Genomic DNA, 26,283 nt, shown 5'->3' on the forward strand with positions numbered 1-26,283 from the left:
ATGGCAGCACACCATCCAGAAAACCATCGGTCAGGGTCAGCAGTTCTTCGCCGGTGACCAGCGACACCGGGCAGCCGTGGGTGGCAGTGCGCTCGGCGGAATCGGCGCTGTCGCCGTTGGGGTTTTTTGCCTGGGCCGGGGTATCGTCGAAGGGTTCATGCCGGCCCAGCCGTGTTTTTGCCTCGGACTTGCTCCGAGCAATCGCCAGCGGATTGTCCACCCGGACATCCGCCGCGCCTGCCTTGCTGATCTGCAACGAAACCGCGGGCGCAGGTCTCAACGCCGCGCTTTGCGCATTGATCAGCAACGGTTTGAGGGTGTTCGCGTGGGCGCTAAGGTCAGACCGGCCCGTCAATTGCGCCAAGCGTAAACTTGCCGCTGCCAGCCATCGTCGGGCGCGTTCGGACTTGATCTTGTTGAGCACCTTGGCGCTCATGCCTAACTTCAGGCCCGTAGGACCCAACAAGCGCACCAGCAGGAAACTGATCAGCAGCTCTGTACGAATTTCCGCTACGACTTCAGCCATGTACTGCGGCGGCAGCATTCGCAGCCAGCTGGTGAAAGCCGCCAGATGAATGAACACCAACGGTTCGTCGCTCAACACCAGCAGCACGTTGGCGATGGCTTCGGCCGAAGCGTTCAGGAGCTTTTGCAGTTCAGCTTCGGTCAGGTACGCAAGGAGCTTCGCGCTGTTGGCCTGCAGGTCGGAGATCAGGCCGTAGAGCTGCTTTACGTCATCCCACAAACCGTGAAGGGCGTTGTCGACACCCCGCCAATCCGCGCGTTGCAACATGCCATAGCGTTCAGTGAAATCCGCTTCGGCAAACCCGGCCCACAGCGGTTGAAACTCGCTGTTCCACTCGTTACGCAGCCAGCCTTCCAGCTCACTCAGCACGCCTTGATAGGAGTCGTAGAGCGCCGTGATGTGCGCGGTGGTGACGTTGGGATAGAAGGTGATGCGATAGCGATTGCCGCGCCAGCATTCGGGAATCTCCAGGATGCCGCCGAGGCCGATGGTTTTGTGGATGGGATCGCCAAATGTGGGACCGCTTCGGTCCTCTGTCAGTAGCGGTTCAAGCGTCACTGGCGTGTTGCCGATCGGCACGAAGCGCGCGGCTTCAAACAGATGCACCAGCGTCAGCGGACCGCTGGCGGGGCAGGTGGCGACGGTGGAACTGATGGGCGAAGTCGAATGCTTCGGCGCAGTGAGGCGCACGTCGTTGCCGACCTTGAACACTTGCTCGACATCCAGCGTCCCGCCGGACCAGAAGTTTTCCGCCCAGGTGTCATAGGAATTGAGGCTGAGGCGAAAATCGCTGAGCAGCGCTTCGATGTCCGGCTGCTGCGGGTTCAACGCCGCCATCACCAGCAAACCGATGGTGTTGTTCAGGGCTAGCAGCTTGTCGGGATCAAACATTCGCGCAATTTCGCCTGGTTGAATGGGCGAGAAACTGTGCGTTGGATCGGTCGAGAAAGAAGTCGGGAAAGGAGGTGTTTGCTGTAGGGCGAATCGCTAAACCATCGACGTCACTTCGTCATCGGGCGGGTTTTGCCCGTTGCTCTTGGGCTGCGGTGCTCGCTATGCTGCTGAAACCTTTAATCCATCACGGAGCCGGCCGCGCCTGAGCCGCCTGGATTTCGTTTAATACGGATCAGATGCGATGAATGCACCGCTGAAATTCGGCCCGATCAAGGCCGTGATTTTCGATATGGACGGCTTGTTGCTGGACACCGAGGGCATTTACACCGAAGTCACGGCAACGATTGCCGCTCGCTACGGGCGCACGTTCGACTGGAGCATCAAACAGAACATCATCGGTCGTGGGGCCGGTGACCTCGCGCGTTACGTGGTTGAGGCGCTTGATCTGCCGATCAGTGCCGAAGAGTTTCTGGTGATCCGCGAACCGCTCATGCGTGAGCGCTTTCCTACAGCGCAGGCGATGCCTGGCGCACAGCAGCTGGTTCGGCATCTGAAGGCTCACAACATCCCGATTGCAGTGGGCACCAGTTCTTCGAGCCTGTCGTTTGGTCAGAAAACCACGTTGCACCGCGACTGGTTCGCCTTGTTCGACTTCGTCGTGACTGCCGATGACCCGGAAGTGGGTGCGGCCAAGCCAGCCCCGGATATCTTCCTCACCGCCGCGCGGCGCCTGGGTATTGCCCCTGAGGATTGCCTGGTGTTCGAAGATTCACCGTTCGGCGTCACGGCGGCGAAAGCGGCAGGGATGACGGCGATTGCGATTCCGGATGCGGCCATGGCCGACGAAAAATACGCACACGCCGATGGCATTCTTCGTACGCTCAAAGCCTTCACGCCAAGCGCGTTTGGCCTGCCGGCGCTGGAGTGGGCCTGACGAAAGATGTGCTGAGCAAATGTCTTCTCATTTGATCGGCGACTAATTCAAGACGTACTTCATCCGTTCTCTTTACAGACAACTTTTGAGGTGCGTCCGGTGACCCCGCTGACATTGCTGTGCCTGCCTTACTCTGGCGCGAGCGCCATGGTCTACAGCCGCTGGCGGCGCAAGTTGCCGGAGTGGATCAAGTTGCAACCGGTGGATTTGCCGGGACGTGGCGCGCGTTACGGCGAGCCTTTGCACACCGACATGCGCCGCCTGGCGCTGCAACTGGCCCACGAACAAAAAGCCATGCTCAGGGCGCCTTATGCAGTGTTCGGCCATAGCCTGGGCGCATTACTGGCCTGCGAGATGGCCCATGCGTTTCGCTCGCTGGGCGTTCCGGAGCCGGTGGCGCTGTTCGCCTCGGGCACCGCCGCGCCGACCATGCGCCTGGACTACGACCGCGGTTTTGCCGATCCGAAAACCGATGCCGAACTGATCGAGCAGCTGCGCATCCTCAACGGCACCAGCGAGGAAGTGCTGGCCAACGAAGAGCTGATGAGCCTGACCCTGCCGATCCTGCGCGCCGACTTCCAGTTGTGCGGGCGCTTCGAGCCTGTCCAGCGCCCGCTGCTCAAATGCCCGGTGCACGTACTGGGCGGCAAGGCCGACCGCGCCACCAGCGAACAATTGATCGGCTGGAGCCAGGAAACCCACGGCAGCTTTTCCGTGGACATGTTCGCTGGCGGGCACTTCTTCATCCATGAACATGAAGCCAGGGTGCTGCGGGTGATCAAGGATCAGCTGGAGGTTCATCATCGGCGGCACGCCATGGTTGCTGTGGGATAACCCCATCTCAAATATCACTCAATCCCTGTGGGAGCGAGCCTGCTCGCGATAGCGGTGTGTCAGACAACATTGATGTCGACTGACACTGCCTCATCGCGAGCAGGCTCGCTCCCACAGTGGTTTTCAGCGTTCTGAAATCTCCCTTCTGATAGTTGTTCTCATTCGCTAATTTTTCCGGCCTGCATTCGTTTTATAGGGACGACGTGCCTTTGTGCTTCCCGCCACTGATCCGGATACCCAGAAATGAATGCTGAAGACTCCTTGAAACTTGCTCGCCGGTTTATCGGGTTGCCCTTGGAAAAGCGCCAGGTGTTCCTTGCGGCCTTGCACAAGGAGGGCGTTGATTTCGCGCGGTTTCCCATCCCTGCCGGCGTCGACGCCGAAGATCGCCAGGCGCTGTCGTACGCCCAGCAACGGATGTGGTTTCTCTGGCAAATGGACCCGCAAAGCGGCGCCTACAACTTGCCCGGTGCGGTGCGCCTGACCGGTCGTCTGAACCTGCCGGCGCTGGAACAGGCCTTCGCCAGCCTCGTGGCCCGTCACGAAACCCTTCGCACCGTGTTTGCGTCTCAGCCTGACGACACCTTGCTGCAAGTGCCGGCCTCGGCGCCGCTGGTGATCGAACACGTCGACTTCAGCGCCTTGCCCGCCAGCGAGCGCGAGCAGGCCGTGGCCCAGGCGGCCGAGCAGCAATCGGTGTTGCCGTTCGACCTGGGGACCGGGCCACTGCTGCGCGTCACCTTGCTCAAGCTCGCCGAGCAGGAACACGTGCTGCTATTGACCCTGCACCACATCGTGTCCGACGGCTGGTCGATGAACGTGCTGATCGACGAGTTCATCCGCTGCTACGACGCCTTCGATGCCGGTACGCCACCGCAGCTCTCGCCGTTGCCGATCCAGTACAGCGACTACGCCTTGTGGCAGCGTCGCTGGCTGGAGGCGGGCGAGCAGGCGCGGCAACTCGAATACTGGCAAGCGCAGTTGGGCGACGAGCATCCGGTGCTGGAACTGCCACTGGATCATCCGCGCCCGGCGATGCCGAGTTATCGCGGCACCCGCTACGAATTCGCGGTCGACGGGCAACTGGCCGAGCAACTGCGCGCCACCGCTCAGAAGCACAACGTGACTTTGTTCATGCTGCTGCTCGGCGCGTTCAACGTGCTGCTGCACCGTTACACGGGGCAGAACGACATCCGCGTCGGCGTGCCGATTGCCAACCGCAACCGCGGGGAAATCGAAGGACTGATCGGTTTCTTCGTCAACACCCAGGTGCTGCGCACGCAACTGGACGGCCAGACCCGCGTCGATGAGCTGCTGCGTCGCATCAAGGAAACCGCGCTGGGCGCCCAGGCCCATCAGGATCTGCCATTCGAGCGCCTGGTCGAAGCCTTGAAGCTGGAACGCAGCCTCAGTCACACGCCGCTGTTCCAGGTGATGTACAACCACCAGCCGCAGGTCGCGGACATTTCCACGGTGACCACGGCGTCCGGCCTGGCGCTGGGCATGATCGAGTGGCAAGGCCGAACCACCCAGTTCGACCTGACCCTCGATACTTACGACCTCAACACCCATGAGAAACGCGGCAAGCTGCACGCCGCGCTGACCTACGCCAACGACCTGTTCGACGCCACGACCATCGCGCGCATGGCGCAGCACTGGACGCATTTGCTGCAGGGCATGGTGAGCGATTCGCAGCAGCGCCTCAGTGACTTGCCGATGCTGGAGCAGGGCGAATATCAGCGCATCGTCCACGACTGGAACCGCGCCGATGACAGCTTCGCGCAGGATCTGTGCATTCATCAGTTGATCGGCCAGCAAGTGGCTGCGAGCCCTGATGCACTGGCCGTGACCTTCGCGGATACCCAACTGACTTACCGCGAACTCGACCGGCAAGCCAATCGCCTGGCGCACAAGCTGATCGAGCTGGGTGTCGGCCCGGAAGTGCGGGTCGGCGTAGCCATGCAGCGCTCCGAGCAACTGCTGGTGGCCTTGCTCGCGGTGCTCAAGGCTGGCGGCGCCTACGTGCCGCTGGACCCGGATTACCCGGCCGAGCGCATCGCCTACATGCTCGAAGACAGCTGCGCGCTGCTGCTGATTACGCAGCAGGAGGTCGCAGAGGCGTTGAATGTGAGCGCAGGCACCCAAGTCCTGCTGCTGGACGACATCCAGTCGCTCATCGCCTACCCGCCAAGCGCCCCGGTCACCCGCGTCACGCCGGACAACCTCGCCTACGTGATCTACACCTCCGGTTCCACCGGCAAGCCCAAGGGCGTGGCCATCGCCCATCGTAACGTGCTGGCGCTGATCGACTGGTCGAAATCGGTGTACAGCCGCGGCGACATTCAAGGCGTTCTGGCTTCTACATCGGTGTGCTTCGACCTGTCGGTGTGGGAGCTGTTCGTGACCCTGGCCAATGGCGGTTCGCTGATCATCGCCCGCAACGCCCTGGAGTTGCCGCAACTGCCGGCCCGGGATCAGGTGCGGTTAATCAACACCGTGCCCTCGGCGATCAATGCGCTGCACCGCGACGGGCAGATTCCTCCCGGCGTGCGCATCATCAACCTGGCCGGTGAACCACTCAAACAGAGCCTGGTTGACACGCTGTATCAGCAAGCGACCGTCGAGCACGTCTTCGACCTGTATGGCCCGTCGGAAGACACCACCTATTCGACCTGGACCCGCCGCGAAGCGGGAGGCCACGCCAACATCGGCCGCCCGCTCAAGCACACTGCCAGCTATCTGCTCGATGCCGACCTGCAACCGGTGCCGCAAGGCGTGTCCGCCGAGCTGTACCTCAGCGGTGCCGGGATCACCCGTGGTTACCTTGCACGCCCCGGCCTGACCGCTGAAAAATACGTCCCCAACCCTTTTTCCAGTACCGGCGAGCGCCTGTATCGCACCGGCGACCTGACCCGTTATCAGGCCGACGGCACCCTGCAATACGTGGGTCGCATCGACCATCAGGTCAAGGTCCGTGGCTTCCGCATCGAGCTCGGTGAAATCGAAGCGCGGCTGTTGCAGCAGGACGCGGTGCGCGAACTGGCGGTGCTGGCCCAGGACGGCGCCAGCGGCCAGCAGCTGGTGGCGTACATTGTGCCGAACGATTCGGCGCTGTTGGCCGATGCCGACGCGCAGGCCAACCTGCGGGAAGCTCTCAAAGGCGCGCTGCGTCAGCATTTGCCGGACTACATGGTCCCGGCGTTTTTGCTGTTTCTCGAACATCTGCCGCTGACGCCCAACGGCAAACTTGACCGCAAGGCCCTGCCGGCGATTGATGGCGCTACGCAACAATGCGAACACGTCGCGCCGCGCAGCGGCCTGGAAAAATCCCTCGCCGCGATCTGGCAAGACGTGCTGGCCGTCGACTGCATCGGTCTGGAAGACAACTTCTTCGAACTGGGCGGCGATTCCATCGTTTCGATGCAAGTGGTCAGCCGTGCGCGGCAGGCCGGGATCGTGCTCAGCCCCAAGGACCTGTTCCAGCACCAGACCATTCGCAGCCTCGCCCAAGCGGCGCGCACGGGCGGGCAATCGCAAATCGATCAAGGTCCGGCGGTGGGCGCGGTGGCGCTGGCGCCGGTGCAGCTGTGGTTTTTCGAACAGGCGATTCCTGAACGTCAGCACTGGAACCAGTCGCTGTTGCTGGTGCCCCGCGAGGCGTTGAACGTCGAGGCGCTGGAGCGAGCCCTGGAACAATTGCTGACCCAACACGACAGCCTGCGCCTGAGTTATGCACAGGCAGAAAACACCTGGCAGCAGACTTACGCCGCGCCGACCACGGAGTCGGTTTTGTGGCAGCGCCAGGCGCAAACGGTCGGGGAGCTGAAAACCTTGTGCGACGAGGCCCAGCGTAGCCTCGATTTGCACAACGGTCCGTTGCTGCGCGCAATGCGGGTGGCGATGGCCGACGGCTCGGAACGTTTGCTGCTGGTGATCCACCACCTGGCGGTGGACGGTGTTTCCTGGCGCGTACTGCTGGAAGATTTGCAGCACTTCTACACCGGCGGTACGGCGCAAGCGAAGACCAGCAGCTATCAGCGTTGGGTCGCACGCTTGCACGATCATCTACCAGCTTTCGAACACAACCTCGGCCACTGGCAGAGCCAGTTGCAAGACGCGCCAGACAACCTGCCGTGCGAGCGACCGAACGGTGCGCAGGAAAACCGCTTCGAGGAGAAACTCGAGCTCAAACTCGACACCGAGCAAACCCGCCAGCTGCTGCAACAGGCTCCGGCGGCTTACCGCACCCAGGTCAACGACCTGCTGCTGACCGCTCTGGCTCGTGCCGTTTGCCGCTGGAGCGGGCAGGGCAGCACGCTGATTCAGCTCGAAGGCCATGGCCGCGAAGACCTGTTCGATGACATCGACCTGACCCGCACCGTCGGCTGGTTCACCAGCCTGTTCCCGGTCAACCTGACACCCGCCGCCGACCTCGGCGCATCGATCAAATCCATCAAGGAGCAACTGCGCAACGTCCCGGACAAAGGCCTGGGCTACGGCGCGCTGCGTTACCTCGGCACAGCGCAGATTCGCACCGGACTGGCGGCGTTGCCGCAACCGCGCATCACCTTCAACTATCTGGGCCAGTTCGACCGTCAGTTCGATGAGGACGCGCTGTTCACGCCCTCCACAGAAGGTAGCGGCGTGGCGCAGGACCCATCGGCGCCGCTCGGCAACTGGCTGGTGGTCGAAGGTCAGGTTTACGGCGGCGAATTGTCCCTGAGCTGGGGGTTTAGCCGCGAGATGTTCGACACCGCGACCATTGAGCGCCTGGTCGATGAATACGCGCTGGAACTCCACGCGTTGATCGACCACTGCTGCACCCTTGAAGTGACGCGAGCCACGCCGTCGGACTTTGCATTGGCGCAGATCGATCAGGCGCAACTCGACGCGTTGCCGTTGGCGGTCTCGACGCTGGAAGACCTGTATCCACTGTCACCGATGCAGCAGGGCATGTTGTTCCACACCCTGCACGAGCCGCAGGTCGGCGCCTACATCAGCCAGTTGCGCCTGGACATCGGCGGTCTCGACACCGAGCGTTTCACCCGCGCCTGGCAGGCTGCGGTCGAGCGTCACGACATCCTGCGCAGCAGTTTCCACTGGCGGGGTCTTGATGTCGCGCATCAGGCGATTGCCCGTCAGGTGACCCTGCCGCTGCAAGTGCTTGAAGCCACCGACACCGATGCACTGGCCGATGCCGAACGGGCCAAAGGTTTCGAGCTGGGCCGCGCGCCGCTGTTCCGCTTGAAACTGGTACGTACCGGCGCTGACGCCTGGCACCTGATCTACACCAGCCATCACATCCTGATGGATGGCTGGAGCAACGCGCAGTTACTCGCCGAAGTGATCCAGCACTACGCCGCCGGGCAATCACGGCCGGCGCCGACGGGGCAGTACCGCGATTATCTGAGCTGGTTGCAACAGCAATCGGCCGTCGCTGGCGAGCACTTCTGGAGAGCCACACTGGCGCCGCTGCAAGCACCGACAATGCTGGCCGAAGCCCTGCGTCCGCCGGTCGGTGCGCAAGGCAGCGAGGAACTTCGCGTCGCCCTCGACTGCCCCGCCACCCGGCGTCTGGCCGAGTTCGCCCGCCAGCAAAAAGTTACCCTCAACACCGTGCTGCAAGCGGCGTGGAGCCTGTTGCTGCAACGCTACACCGGCCAGGATTGCGTGGTGTTCGGCGCCACCGTGGCCGGGCGTTCGGCACCGCTGCCGGGGATCGAAGCGCAACTGGGGCTGTTCATCAACACACTGCCGCTGGTGTGCTCGATGCGCCCGGACCAGAGCGTCAGCCAATGGCTGGGCGAGTTGCAACGTTTGAACCTGGCCCTGCGCGAATTCGAGCACGTGCCGCTGTACGACATTCAGGGGTGGGCGGGGTATCAGGGATCGTTGTTTGACAGTCTGCTGGTGTTCGAAAACTTCCCCGTCGCCGAAGCGCTGAAGCAGGGCGCGCCGGCCGGGTTGTCGTTCGGTAACCTGCACAACCACGAACGCACCCACTATCCGCTGACCCTTGGCGTCGAGCTGGGCGAAGCGCTGAGTTTCGATTTCAGCTACGACGCGGCGCGTTTCAGTGCGGCTCAGGTCGCGCAGCTTGCGGCCAATTTGCAGTACCTGCTGACGCAGTTCGTAGCCTCGCCCGAGGCTGCACTGGGCGGGTTGGAACTGCTCGATATCGAAGGCAAGCACGCGGTACTCGCCATCAGCCAACCGGCCACGGTCGAGTTATCCACACGTCTTTTGGTTCACGAGCGGATCGCCGAGCAAGCTGCCGCTACCCCCGATGCCCTGGCGTTGCAGGTCGACGGCCAGCGCCTGAGCTACGGCGAACTCAATGCCCAAGCCAATCGCCTGGCCCATCACCTGATCCACCACGGCGCCGGTCCCGGCAAGCGTGTCGGCCTGGCGCTGCGTCGAGGCCCGCAGTTGATTGCCAGTCTGCTGGCTGTCCTGAAAAGCGGCGCGGCCTATGTGCCGCTGGACCCGAAATACCCGAGCGAGCGCCTCGCCTACATGATCGAGGACAGCCGTCTCGATGTGCTGCTGTGCGAGTCCGGCCTGCTGCAAGACTTGCCGCTGCCGGTGCACCTGCGCCTGTTGGGCCCGGATGAAGCCGTCGGCTACTCCGACAGCAATCCGCCAAGCCACGCCGTGGCCGAAGACCTGGCCTACATCATCTACACCTCGGGCTCCACCGGTCAGCCCAAAGGCGTGGCCATCGATCACGGCGCGCTGCGTGAGTTCTGCCAGAGCGCTGCCGACTATTCGGTGCTGTCGGCCGATGACCGCGTGCTGCAGTTCGCGACCTTCAGCTTCGACGGTTTCGTCGAGCAGTGCTACCCGGCGCTTTGCGTCGGCGCGGCGTTGATCATGCGTGGCGATGACCTGTGGGACGCCGGCCGACTGGCTGCACAAATCGTCGACCAAGGCGTGACCGTGGCCGACTTGCCCGCCGCTTACTGGTTCCTGCTGGCCCGTGAATGCGCCAGCGGCGTGGTGCGCCACCTTGGCGATTTGCGCCAGGTGCACGTCGGTGGCGAGGTGATGTCGGTGGAAGGTTTGCGCCTGTGGCATCAGGCCGGTTTGAGTCACGTACGCCTGCTCAACACCTACGGCCCGACCGAAGCGACCGTGGTGTCCAGCGTGCATGAGTGCCAACTGCAAGATGCCAGCGATGCGTTCGGCATCCCGATTGGTCGCGCCATCGCCGGCCGAGCGCTGTATGTGCTGGACTCGGCCGGTCAGTTGCTGTCCGCCGATGGCGTCGGCGAGTTGTGCATTGGCGCCCCGGCTTGCCTGGCGCAACGCTATTTCGACCGTCCGGCGCTGACCGCCGAACGCTTCCTGCCGGACCCGTTCGCCCGTGAGCCGGGCGCACGCCTGTACCGCAGCGGCGACCTGGCGCGCTACAACGCCCGGGGTGATCTGGAATACGTCGGGCGTATCGATCATCAGGTAAAGATTCGGGGTTTCCGTATCGAAATGGGCGAGATCGAAGCCTGCCTGCAAGCCCGGGACGAGGTGCGCGAAGCCGCTGTCACCGCCCAGGACGGCACGCAACTGGTGGCGTACATCGTCGCCAGCGGCGTGGTGAATTCCGAGGCTGACTACGTTGAAGGTCTCAAGGCCGTTATGCGCCAAGCGCTGCCGGAATACATGGTGCCAAGCCATCTGATTCTGCTGGCGAAACTGCCGCTCAACAATAACGGCAAACTCGACCGCAAGGCCTTGCCACGCGCAGAAGGCGGCGCTGTACAACAGACGTTCGTCGCTCCACTGGAAGGGCTGGAATCGCAGCTGGCGCAGATCTGGCAGCACGTGCTGCAGGTTGAACAAGTGGGGCGTGACGACAACTTCTTCGAGTTGGGCGGCCACTCGTTGCGGGTGCTGCAAGTGATCTCGCGGGTGCGTCAGAAACTGAACATCGAACTGTCGGTCAGCAGCTTGTTTTCCGCTGCGAACCTGGCGCAATTCGCTTCCCGCGCAACACTGGCCGAAACCAGCGTGCAGCCAACACTGCAACGTGCGACGGAGGATCAACCGCGAGTGCTGTCCTACGCCCAGCAACGCCAATGGATTCTCTGGCAACTGGACCCGCAGAGCAGCGCCTACAACATCCCGGCCGCGCTGCGTCTCAAGGGGGTGTTGGACCGGGAGGCGCTGCGTCAGGCCTTCCTGCAATTGCAGGCCCGTCACGAAACCCTGCGCACGACTTTCGAACAGGACGGCCAGCAGGCGCGACCATGGGTGCACGCCGAACTGCCGTTGCAGTTGTGCGAGCGGCCAGTTACTGAGTCGTCGATCAACGATGCCGTGGCCGAAGAAATCGCCCAGCCGTTCGACCTGCGCAACGGTCCGCTGTGGCGCGCGTTGCTGCTGCAAGTCAGCGCCGAGGAGCATGTGCTGGTGCTGACCGTGCACCACATCGCCGCCGATGGCTGGTCGATGCAGGTCATGGTCGATGAGTTCAGCGCGCTGTATCAGGCCGCCATCGAGGGCCGCGCGGCCAGCCTCGACAACTTGCCGGTGGCTTACAGCGACTATGCACGCTGGCAGCGCGACTGGCTGGAGGCGGGCGAGGGCGCGCGGCAACTGGCGTGGTGGCGCACTCAACTGGACGGCAGCCAGGCACCGCTGGAACTGCCGAGTGAGCTGACCCGTCCGACTCGCCGTAGCGAGCGCGGGGCGAGTCTGTCGCTGAACGTGGATCGCGAACTGCTGGCCGGTTTGCGTCAGCGCGGACAAGAACAGCAAGTGACCCTGTTCATGCTGTTGCTGGCGACTTTCCAGACCTTGCTGCACCGTCAGAGCGGGCAGTCGCGCATCAGCGTCGGCGTGCCGAGTGCCGGCCGCTCGCGCCTGGAAACCGAAGGCCTGATCGGCTTCTTCATCAACACCCAGGTGCTGCGTGCCGAGATCGACGGCCAGCAACCGTTCAGCACCTTGCTGCAACAGGTCAAGCAAACCGCATTGTCGGCGCAGGCCCATCAGGACTTGCCGTTCGAGCAACTGGTCGATGCCTTGCAACCCGACCGCAGCCTCAATCACAGCCCGTTGTTCCAGGTGCTCTTCAACCACCAGCAGCCGTTGGGCGCGAGCGTCGAGCGGGTCGTTGCCGGTTTGCAGGTCGAGCGTATGCACTGGCAGCAGCACACCGCGCAATTCGATCTGGTGCTCGACACCCAGGAGCAGGGCGACACCCTGGACGCCAGCCTGAGCTACGCCACCGATCTGCACGACGAAGCCTCGATGCAGCGTTTCGCCGGGCAATGGTTGAACCTGCTGCGCGCCGTGGTCGCCGATCCGCACCAGCGCGTCGCCGAACTGCCGTTGCTGCAAGCGTCGCAGTACGACGGTTTGATCCGGCACTGGAACCCGGTGTTCCAGGCGCAAGCACCGTCGCCGACTTTGCCTCAACTGTTCGAAGCCCAGGCCGCGCAACGACCGAACGCGGTGGCCCTGGTCTACGAAGGTGAACAGCTGACCTACGCCGCACTCAACGCCCAGGCCAACCAACTGGCGCGCAAACTGCGCGAGCAGGGTGTCGGCCCGGAAGTGCGCGTCGGCATCGCCACCGAGCGGGCGATGCCGCTGGTGGTCGGTCTGCTGGCGATTCTCAAGGCCGGTGGCGCCTATGTGCCGCTCGACCCGCAATACCCGGCCGAGCGCTTGAGCTACATGATCGACGACAGCGGCATCGCGCTGCTGTTAACCCAATCTCACTTGATCGACGGTTTGCCGGCCCGCGATGGCGTGCAGGTGCTCGACCTGAGTTCGATGCAACTTGAGGCCTACAACGCCGACAACCTGACGCCGCAGGCGACGGCGGACAATCTTGCCTACGTGATCTACACCTCCGGTTCCACCGGACGCCCGAAAGGCGCATTGCTCAGCCACGGCAACGTCGGCCGCTTGCTGACGGCCACCGCTGGACAGTTCAACTTTGGCGCGGACGATGTCTGGACCCTGTTCCATTCCTACGCCTTCGATTTCTCGGTGTGGGAGCTGTTCGGTGCGCTGTGCACCGGCGGGCGCCTGGTGATCGTGCCGTATTACATCAGCCGCGAGCCGCAGCAATTCCACCGCTTGCTCTGCGATGAAGGCGTGACGGTGTTGAACCAGACCCCGACCGCGTTCCGGCAACTGCTGCCGATTGCCTGCGCCAGCCCGCGCAATATGGCGCTGCGCCAGGTGATCTTCGGCGGCGAGGCGCTGGAAGTGGCGAGCCTGCGTCCATGGTTCGAACGCTTCGGCGATCAGCAGCCAACGCTGGTGAACATGTACGGCATCACCGAAACCACGGTGCACGTGACCTACCGCGCCATTCGCCTGGCCGACCTCGATGGCAAGGCCCGGAGCCCGATTGGCCTGCCGATCCGCGACCTGCGCTGGTACTTGCTCGACAGCCAGTTGCAGCCGGTGCCGGTGGGTGTGGCGGGCGAGTTGTACATCGCCGGCGCCGGTCTGGCGCGGGGTTATCACGGGCGCTTCGACTTGACCGCCGAGCGCTTTGTGCCGAGCCCGTTCGATGCTGCCCAGCGCCTCTATCGCAGCGGCGACCTGGCGCGCCAGCGTGCCGACGGCAGCATCGACTACCTCGGGCGCATCGACCAGCAAGTGAAGATTCGCGGGTTCCGCATCGAACTGGGTGAAATCGAAGCCGCGCTGCTGGCGCAACCGGGCATACGCCAGGCGGTGCTGAGCGTGTATGCCGCCGACGTCGGGCCACAGTTGTGCGCCTATGTCGTCGCCGAACAACCCCCGCACGACCCGATCGCCTGGCGCGACAACCTGCGCGCCGCGCTCAAGGTCGACTTGCCGGATTACATGGTGCCGAGCCACTGGCTGCTGCTCGATGAACTGCCGCTGACCCGCAACGGCAAGCTCGACCGCAAGGCCTTGGCGCTGCCGGATGCCGAGGACTGGCAACGACCGTTCGAAGCCCCTGAAGGCGAACTCGAACAGCAACTGGCGGCGATCTGGGCCGACGTGCTGGGCGTGGCGCAGATCGGCCGTCGCGACAACTTCTTTGAATTGGGCGGGCACTCGCTGCTCGCCGCCCAGGCCAGTGCCCGCGTGGAACTGGAACTGGGCATCGAGCTGCCGCTGCGTGCGCTGTTCGAGAGCCACGACCTTCAGGCTTATGCCGCCACCGCCCGGCAACAAGCCCCGACTGACAACGATGCACGTCTGGAGGCGCTTGAGTCGCTTCTCGACGAGATGGAGACCAACTGATGGAACACACCACCGCCATGCGTATCGCCACGCGCTTCGCCGGCCTGCCCGCCGACAAGCGCGGTGAGTTTCTGACAAAAATGCAGGAGCAGGGTGTGAGCTTCGGCCAACTGCCGATTCCAGCCGCCGCCGAGCCGCAAGCAACCTTTGAGCTGTCCTACGCGCAGCAACGCCAATGGTTCCTCTGGCAGCTCGATCCACAGAGTTCGGCGTACAACATTCCAGCGGTGCTGCGCCTGCACGGTCGGCTAAATGTCGCGGCGCTGCAGCAGAGTTTCGATGTGTTGCTGGAGCGGCACCAGAGCCTGCGCAGCCGTTTCGTCGAGGATGACGGCCAGGTGCTGCAAACGCTGGCGGCGTTCACTTCGCTGTCCATCGAACAGCACGATTTGCGCGACGAGCCTGTCGCACAGCGCTTCGAAGCCGCGATGAAAAAGGTCGAGCAGCAGATCGCCCGGCTGTTCGACCTGCAGCACGGCCCGCTGCTGCGCGTCAGCCTGCTGCAACTGGATGCCGAGGACCACGTGCTGGTGCTGACCCTGCACCACATCGTCACCGATGGCTGGTCGATGGGTGTATTGGTCGAAGAATTTTCCCGCCTCTACGCCGCCCATTGCCAAGGGCAGAACGCTGCGCTGGAGGCGCTGCCGATCCAGTATTCGGATTACGCCGCATGGCAACGCCGCTGGATGGAAGCGGGTGAGCTGGAGCGTCAACTGAACTGGTGGCGCGAACAACTCGGCAGCGAACAACCACTGCTGGAACTGCCGACGGATCGCCCGCGCCCGGCACAACCAAGCCAACGCGGTGCGCGCCTGGATTTTGCCCTCGACGCGGATCTGTCCAGCGGTTTGATGGCTTTGGCCAAGCAGCGAGGCGTGACGCCGTTCATGTTGTTGCTCGCCAGTTTCCAGGCCTTGCTCTATCGCTACAGCGGTCAGGCTGATCTGCGTATCGGTGTGCCGATCGGCAATCGTAATCGCGCCGAATCCCGTGGCCTGATCGGCTTCTTCGTTAACACTCAGGTGATGCGCGCCAAACTCGACGGGCGCCTGCCGTTCAGTCAGTTGCTGGAACAAACCCGCGTCACTTCGCTGGGTGCCCAGGATTACCAGGACTTGCCGTTCGAGCGTCTGGTGCAGGCGTTGCAAGGCGAACGCAGCCTCAGCCACAGCCCGTTGTTCCAGGTGATGTTCAACCACCAGCAAGCCAGGCCGGCGGCGGTCAGCGGTTTGCTGGCGGGGCTGCGGGTCGAGGCGCTGAATGCCACAGCACAGACCACCCAGTTCGACCTGCAACTCGACACCCAGGAAGAGGGCGACAAACTGTTCGCCAGCCTGACCTACGCCACCGACCTGTTCGACGCCGAGCGCATCGAGCATCTGGCCCGGCATTGGCGCAACCTGTTGGCCGGGGTGCTGGCGAACCCGCAAACCCCGCTGGCCGAACTGCCGCTGCTGGATGCCGACGAGCGTCTGCGCATGCTCGATGACCTCAATGACACGGCGCAGGTCTATCCGGGCGAAGTTTGCGCGCAGCGACATTTCGAAGCGCGGGTGCGGGAAAATCCCCAGGCAACCGCGTTGGTGTTCCAGGGCGAATCCCTGAGTTATGCACAGCTGAACCTGCGCGCCAATCGCCTGGCCCATCACCTGCGCGCGCAAGGTGTCGGCCCGGACGTGATCGTCGGGATCGCTTGCGACCGTTCGTTCGAAATGGTCGTCGGCCTGTTGGCGATTCTCAAGGCTGGTGGCGCCTATGTGCCGCTGGACCCGGAGTATCCGCTGGATCGCCTGAGCGACATGATCGAAGACAGCGGCATTGCGCTGTTGCTGACCCAAGCGCATTTGCTGGCGCAACTGCCGACGCCGGACAGCGTGCGCACCTTGTGCCTGCATGCCGATGCCGATTGGCTCAGCGACCTGCCGGGCAGCGATCTGCCGAACCTTGCTGTGGCAGAAAACCTTGCCTACATGATCTACACCTCCGGGTCGACCGGTAAGCCCAAGGGCGCGGGCAACCGCCATGTGGCGTTGCACAACCGCATCGAGTGGATGCAGCAAGCCTACAACCTGCTGCCATCGGACCGCGTGCTGCAAAAGACGCCGTTCAGTTTCGACGTGTCGGTGTGGGAGTTTTTCTGGCCGTTGATGAAAGGCGCCACGCTGGTGATACCCGCACCGGGCGAGCATCGCGACCCGCAACGCCTCGCCGCATTGATCGTCGAGCAGTCGGTCACCACGCTGCACTTCGTGCCTTCGATGCTCTCGGCGTTCATCGGCGCTGACGAAGCACAGGCCTGCACCTCGCTGACCCGGATTATTTGCAGCGGTGAAGCGCTGCCGATGGAACTGCAACGCCAGACCCTGCGCAGCCTGCCGCAAGCCCAGCTGTACAACCTGTATGGCCCGACCGAAGCGGCCATCGACGTGACGCACTGGACCTGCGTGGAAGAAGGGCGCGACAGCGTGCCGATTGGTCGTCCGATCGCCAACCTGCGCACCTGCATCCTCGACGATGAACTGCAAGTATTGCCGCTGGGCGCGGTGGGCGAGTTGTACTTGGGCGGCATCGGTCTGGCCCGGGGTTATCACCGTCGTAGCGCATTGACTGCCGAGCGTTTCGTGGCCGATCCGTTCGGCAGCGGCGAGCGTTTGTACCGCACCGGCGACCTGGCGCGTTATCGCGCTGACGGCGCCATCGATTACTGCGGACGCATCGACCACCAAGTGAAGATCCGCGGCCTGCGCATCGAACTGGGGGAAATCGAAGTACGCCTGCAAGAACATGCCGACGTGCAGGACGCCGTGGTCCTGGCCCTCGACGGGCCGAGCGGCAAGCAACTGGTGGCCTACATCGTGCCGCAGGATCGCGCGTTGGTCGGCGCCGATGCCGACCGGCAAGGCGCGTGGCGCGAAACCCTGAAAAGCCATTTGCTCGGCAGCCTGCCGGATTACATGGTGCCGGCGCAGACCTTGCTGATTGAGCACATGCCGCTGAGCCCCAACGGCAAACTGGACCGCAAACGCCTGCCGGCGCCCACCGCTCAGGTCAGCCAGCGCGCATTCGAAGCTCCGCGCAGCGCCCATGAACAGGTGCTGGCACAGATCTGGCAGGACGTGCTGGGTATTGAACAGGTTGGGCGGCAGGACAACTTCTTCGAACTGGGCGGCGATTCGATCATCTCGATTCAAGTGGTCAGCCGCGCCCGTCGCGCCGGCCTGAGCCTGCAACCGCGCGACCTGTTCCAGCAGCAGACCCTGCAAGCCCTGGCTGCCGTGGTGAAAGAGCAGGCGGCACCGCTGGCGCAACAAGGTCCGGTGGATGGCGTGCAAACACTCACGCCGATCCAGCGCTGGTTCTTCGAAGAGCCGATCCCGCAACGCGCGCACTGGAACCAGGCGCTGTTGCTGACACCGCGCGAAACCCTCGAATTGCCGCGTCTGCAAGGCGCCTTGCAACGTGTGCTCAAGCAACACGATGCCTTGCGTTTGCGCTTCAGTCAGGTTGAAGGCCAATGGTCGGCGCGCTACGTCGGCGCCGACAGTGCCGACGTCATCGACATGCTCTGGACCGCTCGCGTCGCCTGCGATGCCTCGCTGGAAGCTGTGTGCGAAGAAGCCCAGCGCAGCCTCAGTCTGCAAGACGGGCCGCTGCTGCGGGTGGCGCTGATCGCCCGGGCCGATGGTTCGCAGCGTTTGCTGCTGGTGATCCACCATTTGGCGGTGGACGGGGTGTCGTGGCGGGTGTTGCTGGAGGATCTGCAGGCCGCCTATCAAGGTGAAGAACTGCCGCCGAAGAGCAGCGCTTTCCAGGCCTGGGCGGACAAGCTCGACGCTTACGCACGCTCTGAAACTGCCGCCAGCGAATTGAACGGGTGGCAAGCGCAACTCGCCGGGGCCAGCGATACACTGCCGGTGGCCAACCCGCAAGCGAGTCAGGCCGGGCATTTACGTCAAAGCGTGAGCATCGGCCTGGACCGCGAGCAGACCCGCCAATTGCTGCAACAAGCGCCGGCGATCTACCGCACCCAGGTCAACGACCTGCTGCTGACCGCATTGGCCCGTACGCTCAGCCGCTGGACTGGCCACCCATCGGCGCTGATTCAGCTCGAAGGTCATGGCCGCGAAGAACTGTTCGACGACATCGACCTGACCCGCACCGTCGGCTGGTTCTCCAGCCTGTTCCCCGTGCACCTGACACCGACCGCCGAGCTCGGTGCTTCGATCAAGGCCATCAAGCAACAACTGCGCGACATTCCCGGTAAAGGCCTGGGCTATGGCCTGTTGCGCTACATGGGCGATGCGGCCGCGCAAACGGCATTGGCCGCTTTGCCGCAGGCGCGGGTGACGTTCAACTATCTCGGCCAGTTCGACCAGAGCTTTGCCGAGGACGCACTGTTCACCCCGGCCAAGGAGTCCAGCGGCGCCGCGCAATCGACGGACGCGCCGCTGCCGAACTGGCTGTCGGTGGACGGCCAGGTCTATGGCGGCGAGCTGAAACTCGACTGGACCTTCAGCCGCGAATGCTTCGAACTGCGCGAGATTGAAGCCCTGGCCATCGATTTTCGCGCTGAACTGTTGGCGCTGATCGACCATTGCTTGAGCGACGGCGCTGGCGGTGTGACCCCGGTGGACTTTCCGCTGGCGCGCCTGAGCCAGGCGCAACTGGATGGGCTGCCGGTGCCACCGGCGCAGATCGAAGACGTCTATCCGCTGTCGCCGATGCAGGCCGGTTTGCTGTTCCACAGCCTCTACGAGTCGGCGTCCGGTGCGTACGTGAATCAACTGAGCGTCGAGGCCCGTGGCCTCGATGCCGAACATCTGGGCCGAGCGTGGCAAGCGGTGCTCGACAGCCACGCGATCCTGCGCAGCAGCTTCCACTTCCCGCAAGGTTTTGAAGCGCCGGTGCAATTGGTGCACCGCCATCTGCAATTGCCGCTGACCTGCCTGGACTGGCGCGGGTGCGACGATCAGGCACACGCGCTGGCGCAGTTGATCGACAGCGAACGCCTGCAACTCGATTCGACCCAAGCGCCGCTGATGCGCCTGACGCTGGTGCGTCTGGACGACGAGCGTCAGCAACTGATCTACACCCACCATCACCTGTTGCTCGACGGCTGGAGTAACTCGCTGTTGTTGAGCGAAGTTCTGCAGCGTTACGCCGGACAAGAAGTAAAAGCGCCCAGCGGACGTTTCGCCGACTACATCGGCTGGCTGCAACGTCAGGATGCCGACGCGGACGAGGCTTTCTGGCGCGGGCAACTGGCGACGCTGGACAACCCGACGCTGCTGGCCCAGAGCCTGGCCCATGTCGGGGTCAAGCATCCGTCGCAGGCGCAGTTTGCCGACCATCGCCAGACCTTCGATGTCGCCACCAGCAAACGCTTCAGCGACTTTGCCCGCCAGCAGAAAGTCACGCTCAACACCTTGGTGCAAGGTGCGTGGGTACTGCTGCTGCAACGCTACAGCGGCCAGCGCAGCGTAGCGTTTGGCGCGACTGTAGCGGGGCGTCCGGTGGACTTGCCGGGGGCCGAAAACCAGCTCGGTCTGTTCATCAACACCTTGCCGGTGATCAGCCGCCCGGACGCCGTGGAAAGCGTCGAGCAATGGCTGAGCCGTTTGCAGGCGCAGAACCTTGAACTGCGCGAACACGAATTCACCGCCCTCGGTGACATTCAGCGCTGGGCCGGGCGTGCCGGAGAGCCATTGTTCGACAGCCTGCTGGTGTTCGAAAACTTCCCGGTGGCCGAAGCCCTGCAACAAAGTGCGCCGGCCGGGTTGAGCTTCTCGATCCCGCAGAACCACGAACGCACCAACTTCCCGCTGACCCTGGCAGCCACCGCTGAAAATCAGCTGAGCCTGAACTGGAGCTACCAGTGCAGCCACTTCAGCAGCACCGCCATTGCGCGCATGAGTGAGCATCTGACCGCGTTGCTGATGGCGATGGTCGCCGCGCCTCAAGCGGCGTTGAGTGAACTCGACCTGCTCACCGCACCGGAGCGCGCCCAGCAATTGCTTGAGTGGAACCCGCCGTTCACCGTCGCGCAAAACCCGCTGTGCGTGCATCAATTGATCGAGGCCCAGGCCGTTGCCCGACCGGACGCCACGGCGCTGATCTTCAATGACGTGGCGCTGAGCTTCGACGAACTCAACCGCCGCGCCAACCGCTTGGCCCACCACTTGCGCGGGCGCGGTATAGGTCCGGAAGTGCGGGTTGGCCTGACCATGCAGCGTTCGCCGGACATGATCGTCGGCCTGCTGGCGATCCTCAAGGCGGGTGGCGCCTACGTGCCGCTCGACCCGGCGTACCCGGCTGAACGCCTGAGCTATCTGATGGACGACAGCGGGATTTCGCTGCTGATCAGCCAATCCTGGCTGCGGGAAAAACTGCCGTTGCCGCAGGGCCTGGCGGTGCTGGAAATTGACCGTGAACCGCTGGAACGGATGGCGGACAGTAACCCGGTCAACCTGACTTGCGGGGAAAACCTGGCTTATCTGATCTACACCTCGGGCTCGACCGGGCGGCCGAAAGGCGTGAGCGTGGCCCACGGCCCGCTGGCCATGCATTGCGTGTCGATCGGCGAGTTGTACGGTATGACCCCGGACGACCGCGAACTGCAATTCGCCTCGATCAGCTTCGACGGCGCCCACGAACGCTGGCTGACGCCGCTGGTGTTCGGCTCGGCGGTAATGCCGCGTGACGACGAACTGTGGAGCGTGGAACGCACCTGCGCCGAGATCGAAAAACACGGCATCACCATCGCCTGTTTCACCCCGAGTTACTTGGCGCAGATTGCCGATTACATGGGCGAAGCCGGGCGCGATCTGCCGATCCGATCCTATACGCCGTGCGGTGAAGGCATGGCCAAGCATGCGTTCGACGAGGTGCAGCAGGTCCTGCAACCCAAGCGCCTGATCAACGGCTACGGCCCGACCGAAACGGTGATCACGCCGCTGATCTGGCTGGCCTATCCGGATACCGAATTCGACTCGGCGTTCATGCCGATTGGCCGGCCGGTGGGCAACCGCAGCGCCTACATTCTGGACGGCGGCTTGCAGCCGTTGCCGGTGGGCGTAGCGGGTGAGTTGTACCTGGGCGGCGAAGGTGTGGCGCGGGGTTATCACCAAAGGCCGGACCTGACCGCCGAGCGTTTTGTGCCGGACCCCTTCGTGCCGGGGGCGCGTTTGTATCGCAGCGGCGACCTTGCACGGTTCCGCGCCGATGGCGTGGTGGAATACCTCGGCCGTATTGACCAGCAAGTGAAGATTCGCGGTTTCCGTATTGAACTCGGCGAAATCGAAGCGTGCCTGATGGAGCACGCAGGTGTGCGTGAGGCGTTCGTCATCGACCGCGACGGCCCGACCAGCCGCCAGTTGGTCGGCTATGTGGTGCCGCGCGATCCGCTGGCCGACGAACAGGACCTGCGTGACGCACTGACCGCGCACCTGCGCAGCCGCTTGCCGGCGCACATGTTACCGGCGCACCTGATGTGCCTGGCCGCGCTGCCGCTGACGCCGAACGGCAAGCTGGATCGTCAGGGCTTGCCGGCGCCAGAGGCCTCGCGTCAGAGTCACGATCAAGTGGCGGCTGCGACGCCCGCCGAGGCGCTATTGGTGGAGATCTGGCAGGAGCTGCTGGGCCTGGATTCGGTGGGCGTCACCGAGAATTTCTTTGAGCTGGGTGGTGATTCGATTATTTCCCTGCAAGCGGTCAGCCGTGCCGGGCAGCGCGGGTTGCTGTTCAGTCCCAAGCAACTGTTCGAGCAGCAGACCATCCGCGCACTCGCCACCGTGGCCAGCCACCGTGAAAATACACGGGTCCAAGCGCCGGGCGTCGAAGCTTTCGCCCTTGTGCCGCACATTGATCTGACGGCGCGTGAAGGGCTGCAAGACCTCTATCCGCTGTCGCCGATGCAGCAAGGCATGCTGTTCCATTGCCTCGATTCGCCGGAGCTCAACCCCTACGTCAACCAGTTAAGCGTGGCGGTCGACGGTTTGCAGGTGCCGCGTTTCCGTGCGGCGTGGCAGGCCTTGGTCGAGCGTCATGAAGTGCTGCGCGCGGCTTTCCGTTGGCGCGATGGCCTGGCCGATCCGCTGCAAGCGGTGTTCGCCGAAGTCGAGCTGCCGATCGAAGAGCTCGACTGGCGCGAGCGCAGCGACACTGAACAGGCGCTGAGCGAACTGGCAGCTGCCGAGCAGGCCAAGGGCTTCGACCTGAGCTGCCCGCCGCTGATGCGTTTTGTGCTGGTGCGCCTGGGCGAAGACCGCTACCAGATGATCTGGATCTACCACCACCTGCTGCTGGACGGCTGGAGTGCGTCGCGTCTGCTGGGCGAGATGCTGCGCCTGTACCACCACGACAGCCTGCCGGCGCTGACCGGTCGCTACGCCGACTACATCGGCTGGTTGCAACGTCAGGACGATGCGCAAGCCGAAGGCTTCTGGCGCGAGCGCCTGGCGTTGCTGGAGGCGCCGACCATTCTGGCCAAGGCCTCCGGTGCCGCAGGTTCCGGCCATGGCGTGTTGTACAGCGACCTCAACGCCGAGGCGACACGCAAGTTGCATAGCTTCGCCAAGCGTCAGCGCGTGACCCTCAACACCTTAGTGCAAGGCGCCTGGCTGTTGCTGTTGCAGCGCCATAGCGGACAGCGCAGCGTGGCCTTCGGTGCGACAGTGGCGGGGCGTCCGACCGGTTTGGCCGGTGCCCAGGAAATGCTCGGCCTGTTCATCAACACCTTGCCGGTGATCCAGACGCTCGACCCGCAACAACCGCTGGGCGAGTGGCTGCGCGAGTTGCAGGATTACAACCTGGCGGTGCGCGACTACGAACACACGCCATTGTCCGACGTCCAGCGCTGGGCCGGGCAGGGCGGTCAAGGCCTGTTCGACAGCATCATCGTGTTTGAAAACCATCCGGTGGACCGCGCCCTGCGCGGTGGCGAGGAAGGTGAGTTGCGCTTTGCCGACGTCGGCAGCGGCGGTGTCACCCACTTCCCGATGGACTTGATGGTCAGCGCCAACGATGAAGGCCTCGAAGTCGAATACTTGTACCTGCGTGATCGCTTCAGCGACGTCGAAGTGGAGCGCATTCGTGCTCAGCTTGAGGGTTTGTTGCGTGCTCTGCCTGAAGATGCCGACCGCCTGCTCGGCAACATCGGCCTGCCCGAAGCGCGTTTGAGCCTGCCGCAAGCGTCCACCGATAACGCTGATCTGTTGCTCGCGTTCAATCGGCACGTGCGCAATCAGCCGCAGAAAACCGCCTTGTTCTGCGAGGATCGAGAGGTCAGCTATGCCGATCTCGATGCACGAGCCAATGGCCTTGCACAAAAACTCATCGCTCGCGGCATCGGTGCCGAAAGCCTGGTGGCGGTGGCGCTGCCGCGTTCCGAACGGACCATTGTCGCGTTCCTCGCGGTCCTCAAGGCGGGCGCCGCGTATCTGCCGCTGGACCTCGCGTACCCGGCCGAACGACTGGCGTACATGCTCAGTGATTCGGCGGCGAGCCTGCTGCTGTGCGACAGCGATCTGGGTGAACGCCTGACATTGGCCGACAGCCCGCCGCGTTTGCTGCTCGATCAACTGACCGTGGTGGGCAGCAGCGAATGCCCTGTTGTTGAGCCGCTGCCGGGGCACTTGGCGTACCTGATCTACACCTCCGGCTCCACCGGACAACCGAAAGGCGTGGCCGTGTCGCGTGGCCCGATTGCCCGGCATTGCCGCGGCATCATCGACCTCTACGAACTGGCGCCGCGCAGCCGTGAATTGCACTTCATGTCGTTCGCCTTCGACGGTGCCCAGGAACGTTGGTTGAGCGTGATGCTGGCCGGTGGCAGCCTGGTGATTCGCGAGGACAGCTTGTGGACCCCCGAGCAAACCCTGGAAGTGCTGCATCGCCACAACGTCACCGTCGCCTGCTTCCCGCCGGCGTACCTGCAGCAGATGGCCGAAGTGGCCGAGCGCCTGGGCAATCCACCGGCGGTCGAGGTCTATTGCTTTGGTGGCGATGCGGTGCCGGACGCCAGTTTCGAACAGGTCAAGCGCGCCTTGCGTCCGCAGCGTCTGGTCAACGGTTACGGCCCGACCGAAACCGTGGTCACGCCGCTGCTGTGGCGTGCCGAGGCCAGCGAGACCTGCGCTGCGGCCTACGCGCCGATTGGTCGCGGCGTAGCGGGGCGCGGCTTGTACGTCCTCGATGCCGACCTCAACCCGTTGCCGGTGGGCGTCAGCGGTGAGCTGTACCTGGGCGGCGAATGCCTGGCGCGGGGTTATCACCAGCGTCCGGGCATGAGTGCCGAGCGCTTCATTCCCGATCCGTTCGAGGCCGGTGGCCGCATGTACCGCACCGGCGACCTGGTGCGCCAGCGTGAGTGCGGCCTGATCGACTACCTCGGTCGCCTCGACCAGCAAGTGAAGATCCGTGGTTTCCGCATCGAACCGGGCGAAATCGAAGCGCGTTTGCGCGAATGCGCAGGGGTGCAGGATGCCGCCGTGGTGGTGCTCGACACGCCGACCGGCAAACAGTTGGTCGGTTATGTGGTGGCTGGCGCTGCTGCCGGGCTGGATCGTTGCTTGAAGGTCGAGCTGCAAGCGCAAATGCCGGATTACATGGTGCCGGCGCGGATCCTGGTGCTGGAGCGTTTCCCGCTGTCGGCCAACGGCAAGCTCGACCGCCGCGCACTGCCGTCGCCGGAATGGACGCTGGGTGGTTTTCGCGCCCCGCGCAACGCACTGGAACAGGCGCTGACTGCCATCTGGCAAGACGTGCTCGGCGTGCCACAGGTGGGCATCGACGACAATTTCTTTGAACTCGGTGGCGACTCGCTGCAGGTGCTCAAAGTCATCTCGCGGGTGCGCAGTCAACCGCAACCGGGCTTCGAATTGAAGCTGCGGGATTTGATGCAGAAACCGTGTATCGCTGAACTCAGCGGTTATCAAGCAGCCGAGCCAGGGAAAGCGCCTGACCCATTGCTGGCGTTGAATGGCCGGGTCGCGAATGTCCCAGCGCTGTTTTGTCTGCACGCCGGGTTCGGCACGGTGTTCGACTACGAACCGCTGGCCCGGCGTCTGGAAGGTCGGCGTACGGTGTACGGCCTGCAATGCCGCATGCTGCTCGATCCGCAGTGGCAGGACGCGTCACTGCTGGCGATGGCCCAGGCTTACACCCAGCGGATTCGTGCGCAGCAGCCGCAAGGCCCGTATTACCTGCTGGGCTGGTCGTTGGGTGGTGCGTTGACGCAACTGGTCGCCCATGAACTGGAGGCCCAGGGGCAAGCGGTCGCGTTTGCCGGACTGGTCGACAGTTACGTGGCCGGCACAGCCGAGGCGGGTGACTGGCGCGAAGATTTGGCGGATTTCCTGAAGTTTGTCCTCGGTCAACCGTCTGAAGAAGCAGAGACGCTGATTGCCTCGAAAACCGTCGGCCTCAGCGAATGTGAAGGCGCAGCAGCGGTGATCGAAGCGGCGATGCACGGTTCCAATGACCACGCGGCGTTAGGCGCGAGCGAACTGACGCAGATCTTCGCCACTGGCGCATCGCTCAAGCAACTGGCGCTGGCGCAACGACAATTGCCGAAGGTGCAGGTGGCGGCGCATCGCTGGTGGGTGGCCGAACGTGATGACGAACGCCGGGTGTTCGAGGCACAGGTCGGCCAACACGGCATCGATCGCCTGGTGACGGGTGGACATTACGAATTGCTGCGCAGCGATGAGTTGCTGGATGAGCTGGAAGAGCTGTTGGAGCGCCGCATGGTCACTGCCTAAAAAGTAAGCGCGATGAATGACTTGTGGCGAGGGCGCTCGCTCCCGCTGGATTGCGCAGCAATCCCTCTATTGGGGCCGCTTCGCAGCCCAGCGGG

At 63.7% G+C, this 26,283-nt stretch carries 4 protein-coding genes and 1 pseudogene; 4 read left to right on the plus strand and 1 reads right to left on the minus strand.

What is annotated here, in order from left to right:
- A pseudogene (locus tag BVK86_RS20755) lies at window positions 1-1,417 on the minus strand (type IV secretion protein Rhs); the annotation flags it as partial.
- A 244-nt stretch (window positions 1,418-1,661) separates the two neighbouring features.
- On the opposite strand from BVK86_RS20755, the gene BVK86_RS20760 reads away from it, so the two are divergent.
- The 4 genes from BVK86_RS20760 (at window position 1,662) to BVK86_RS20775 (ending at window position 26,188) form a co-directional block, all read left to right on the plus strand.
- A complete protein-coding gene (locus tag BVK86_RS20760) occupies window positions 1,662-2,354 on the plus strand; it encodes an HAD-IA family hydrolase (RefSeq protein ID WP_075948194.1) in 693 nt (230 codons plus the stop codon).
- A 99-nt stretch (window positions 2,355-2,453) separates the two neighbouring features.
- Entirely contained in the window at window positions 2,454-3,188 is a 735-nt protein-coding gene (locus BVK86_RS20765) for a thioesterase II family protein (RefSeq protein ID WP_075948195.1), read from the plus strand.
- A 243-nt stretch (window positions 3,189-3,431) separates the two neighbouring features.
- Window positions 3,432-14,426: a non-ribosomal peptide synthetase gene (locus BVK86_RS20770; protein WP_075948196.1), complete on the plus strand. Its 10,995-nt coding sequence runs from the start codon at window positions 3,432-3,434 to the stop codon at window positions 14,424-14,426.
- The gene (locus tag BVK86_RS20775) at window positions 14,426-26,188 is read left to right on the plus strand and encodes an amino acid adenylation domain-containing protein (RefSeq protein ID WP_075948197.1); all 11,763 of its coding nucleotides are present in this window, start codon (window positions 14,426-14,428) and stop codon (window positions 26,186-26,188) included. Before BVK86_RS20770 ends, BVK86_RS20775 begins: the two co-directional genes overlap by 1 nt.
- Window positions 26,189-26,283 lie beyond the last annotated feature (95 nt).

The organism is Pseudomonas reinekei, from assembly GCF_001945365.1.
Classification (GTDB): domain Bacteria; phylum Pseudomonadota; class Gammaproteobacteria; order Pseudomonadales; family Pseudomonadaceae; genus Aquipseudomonas; species Aquipseudomonas reinekei.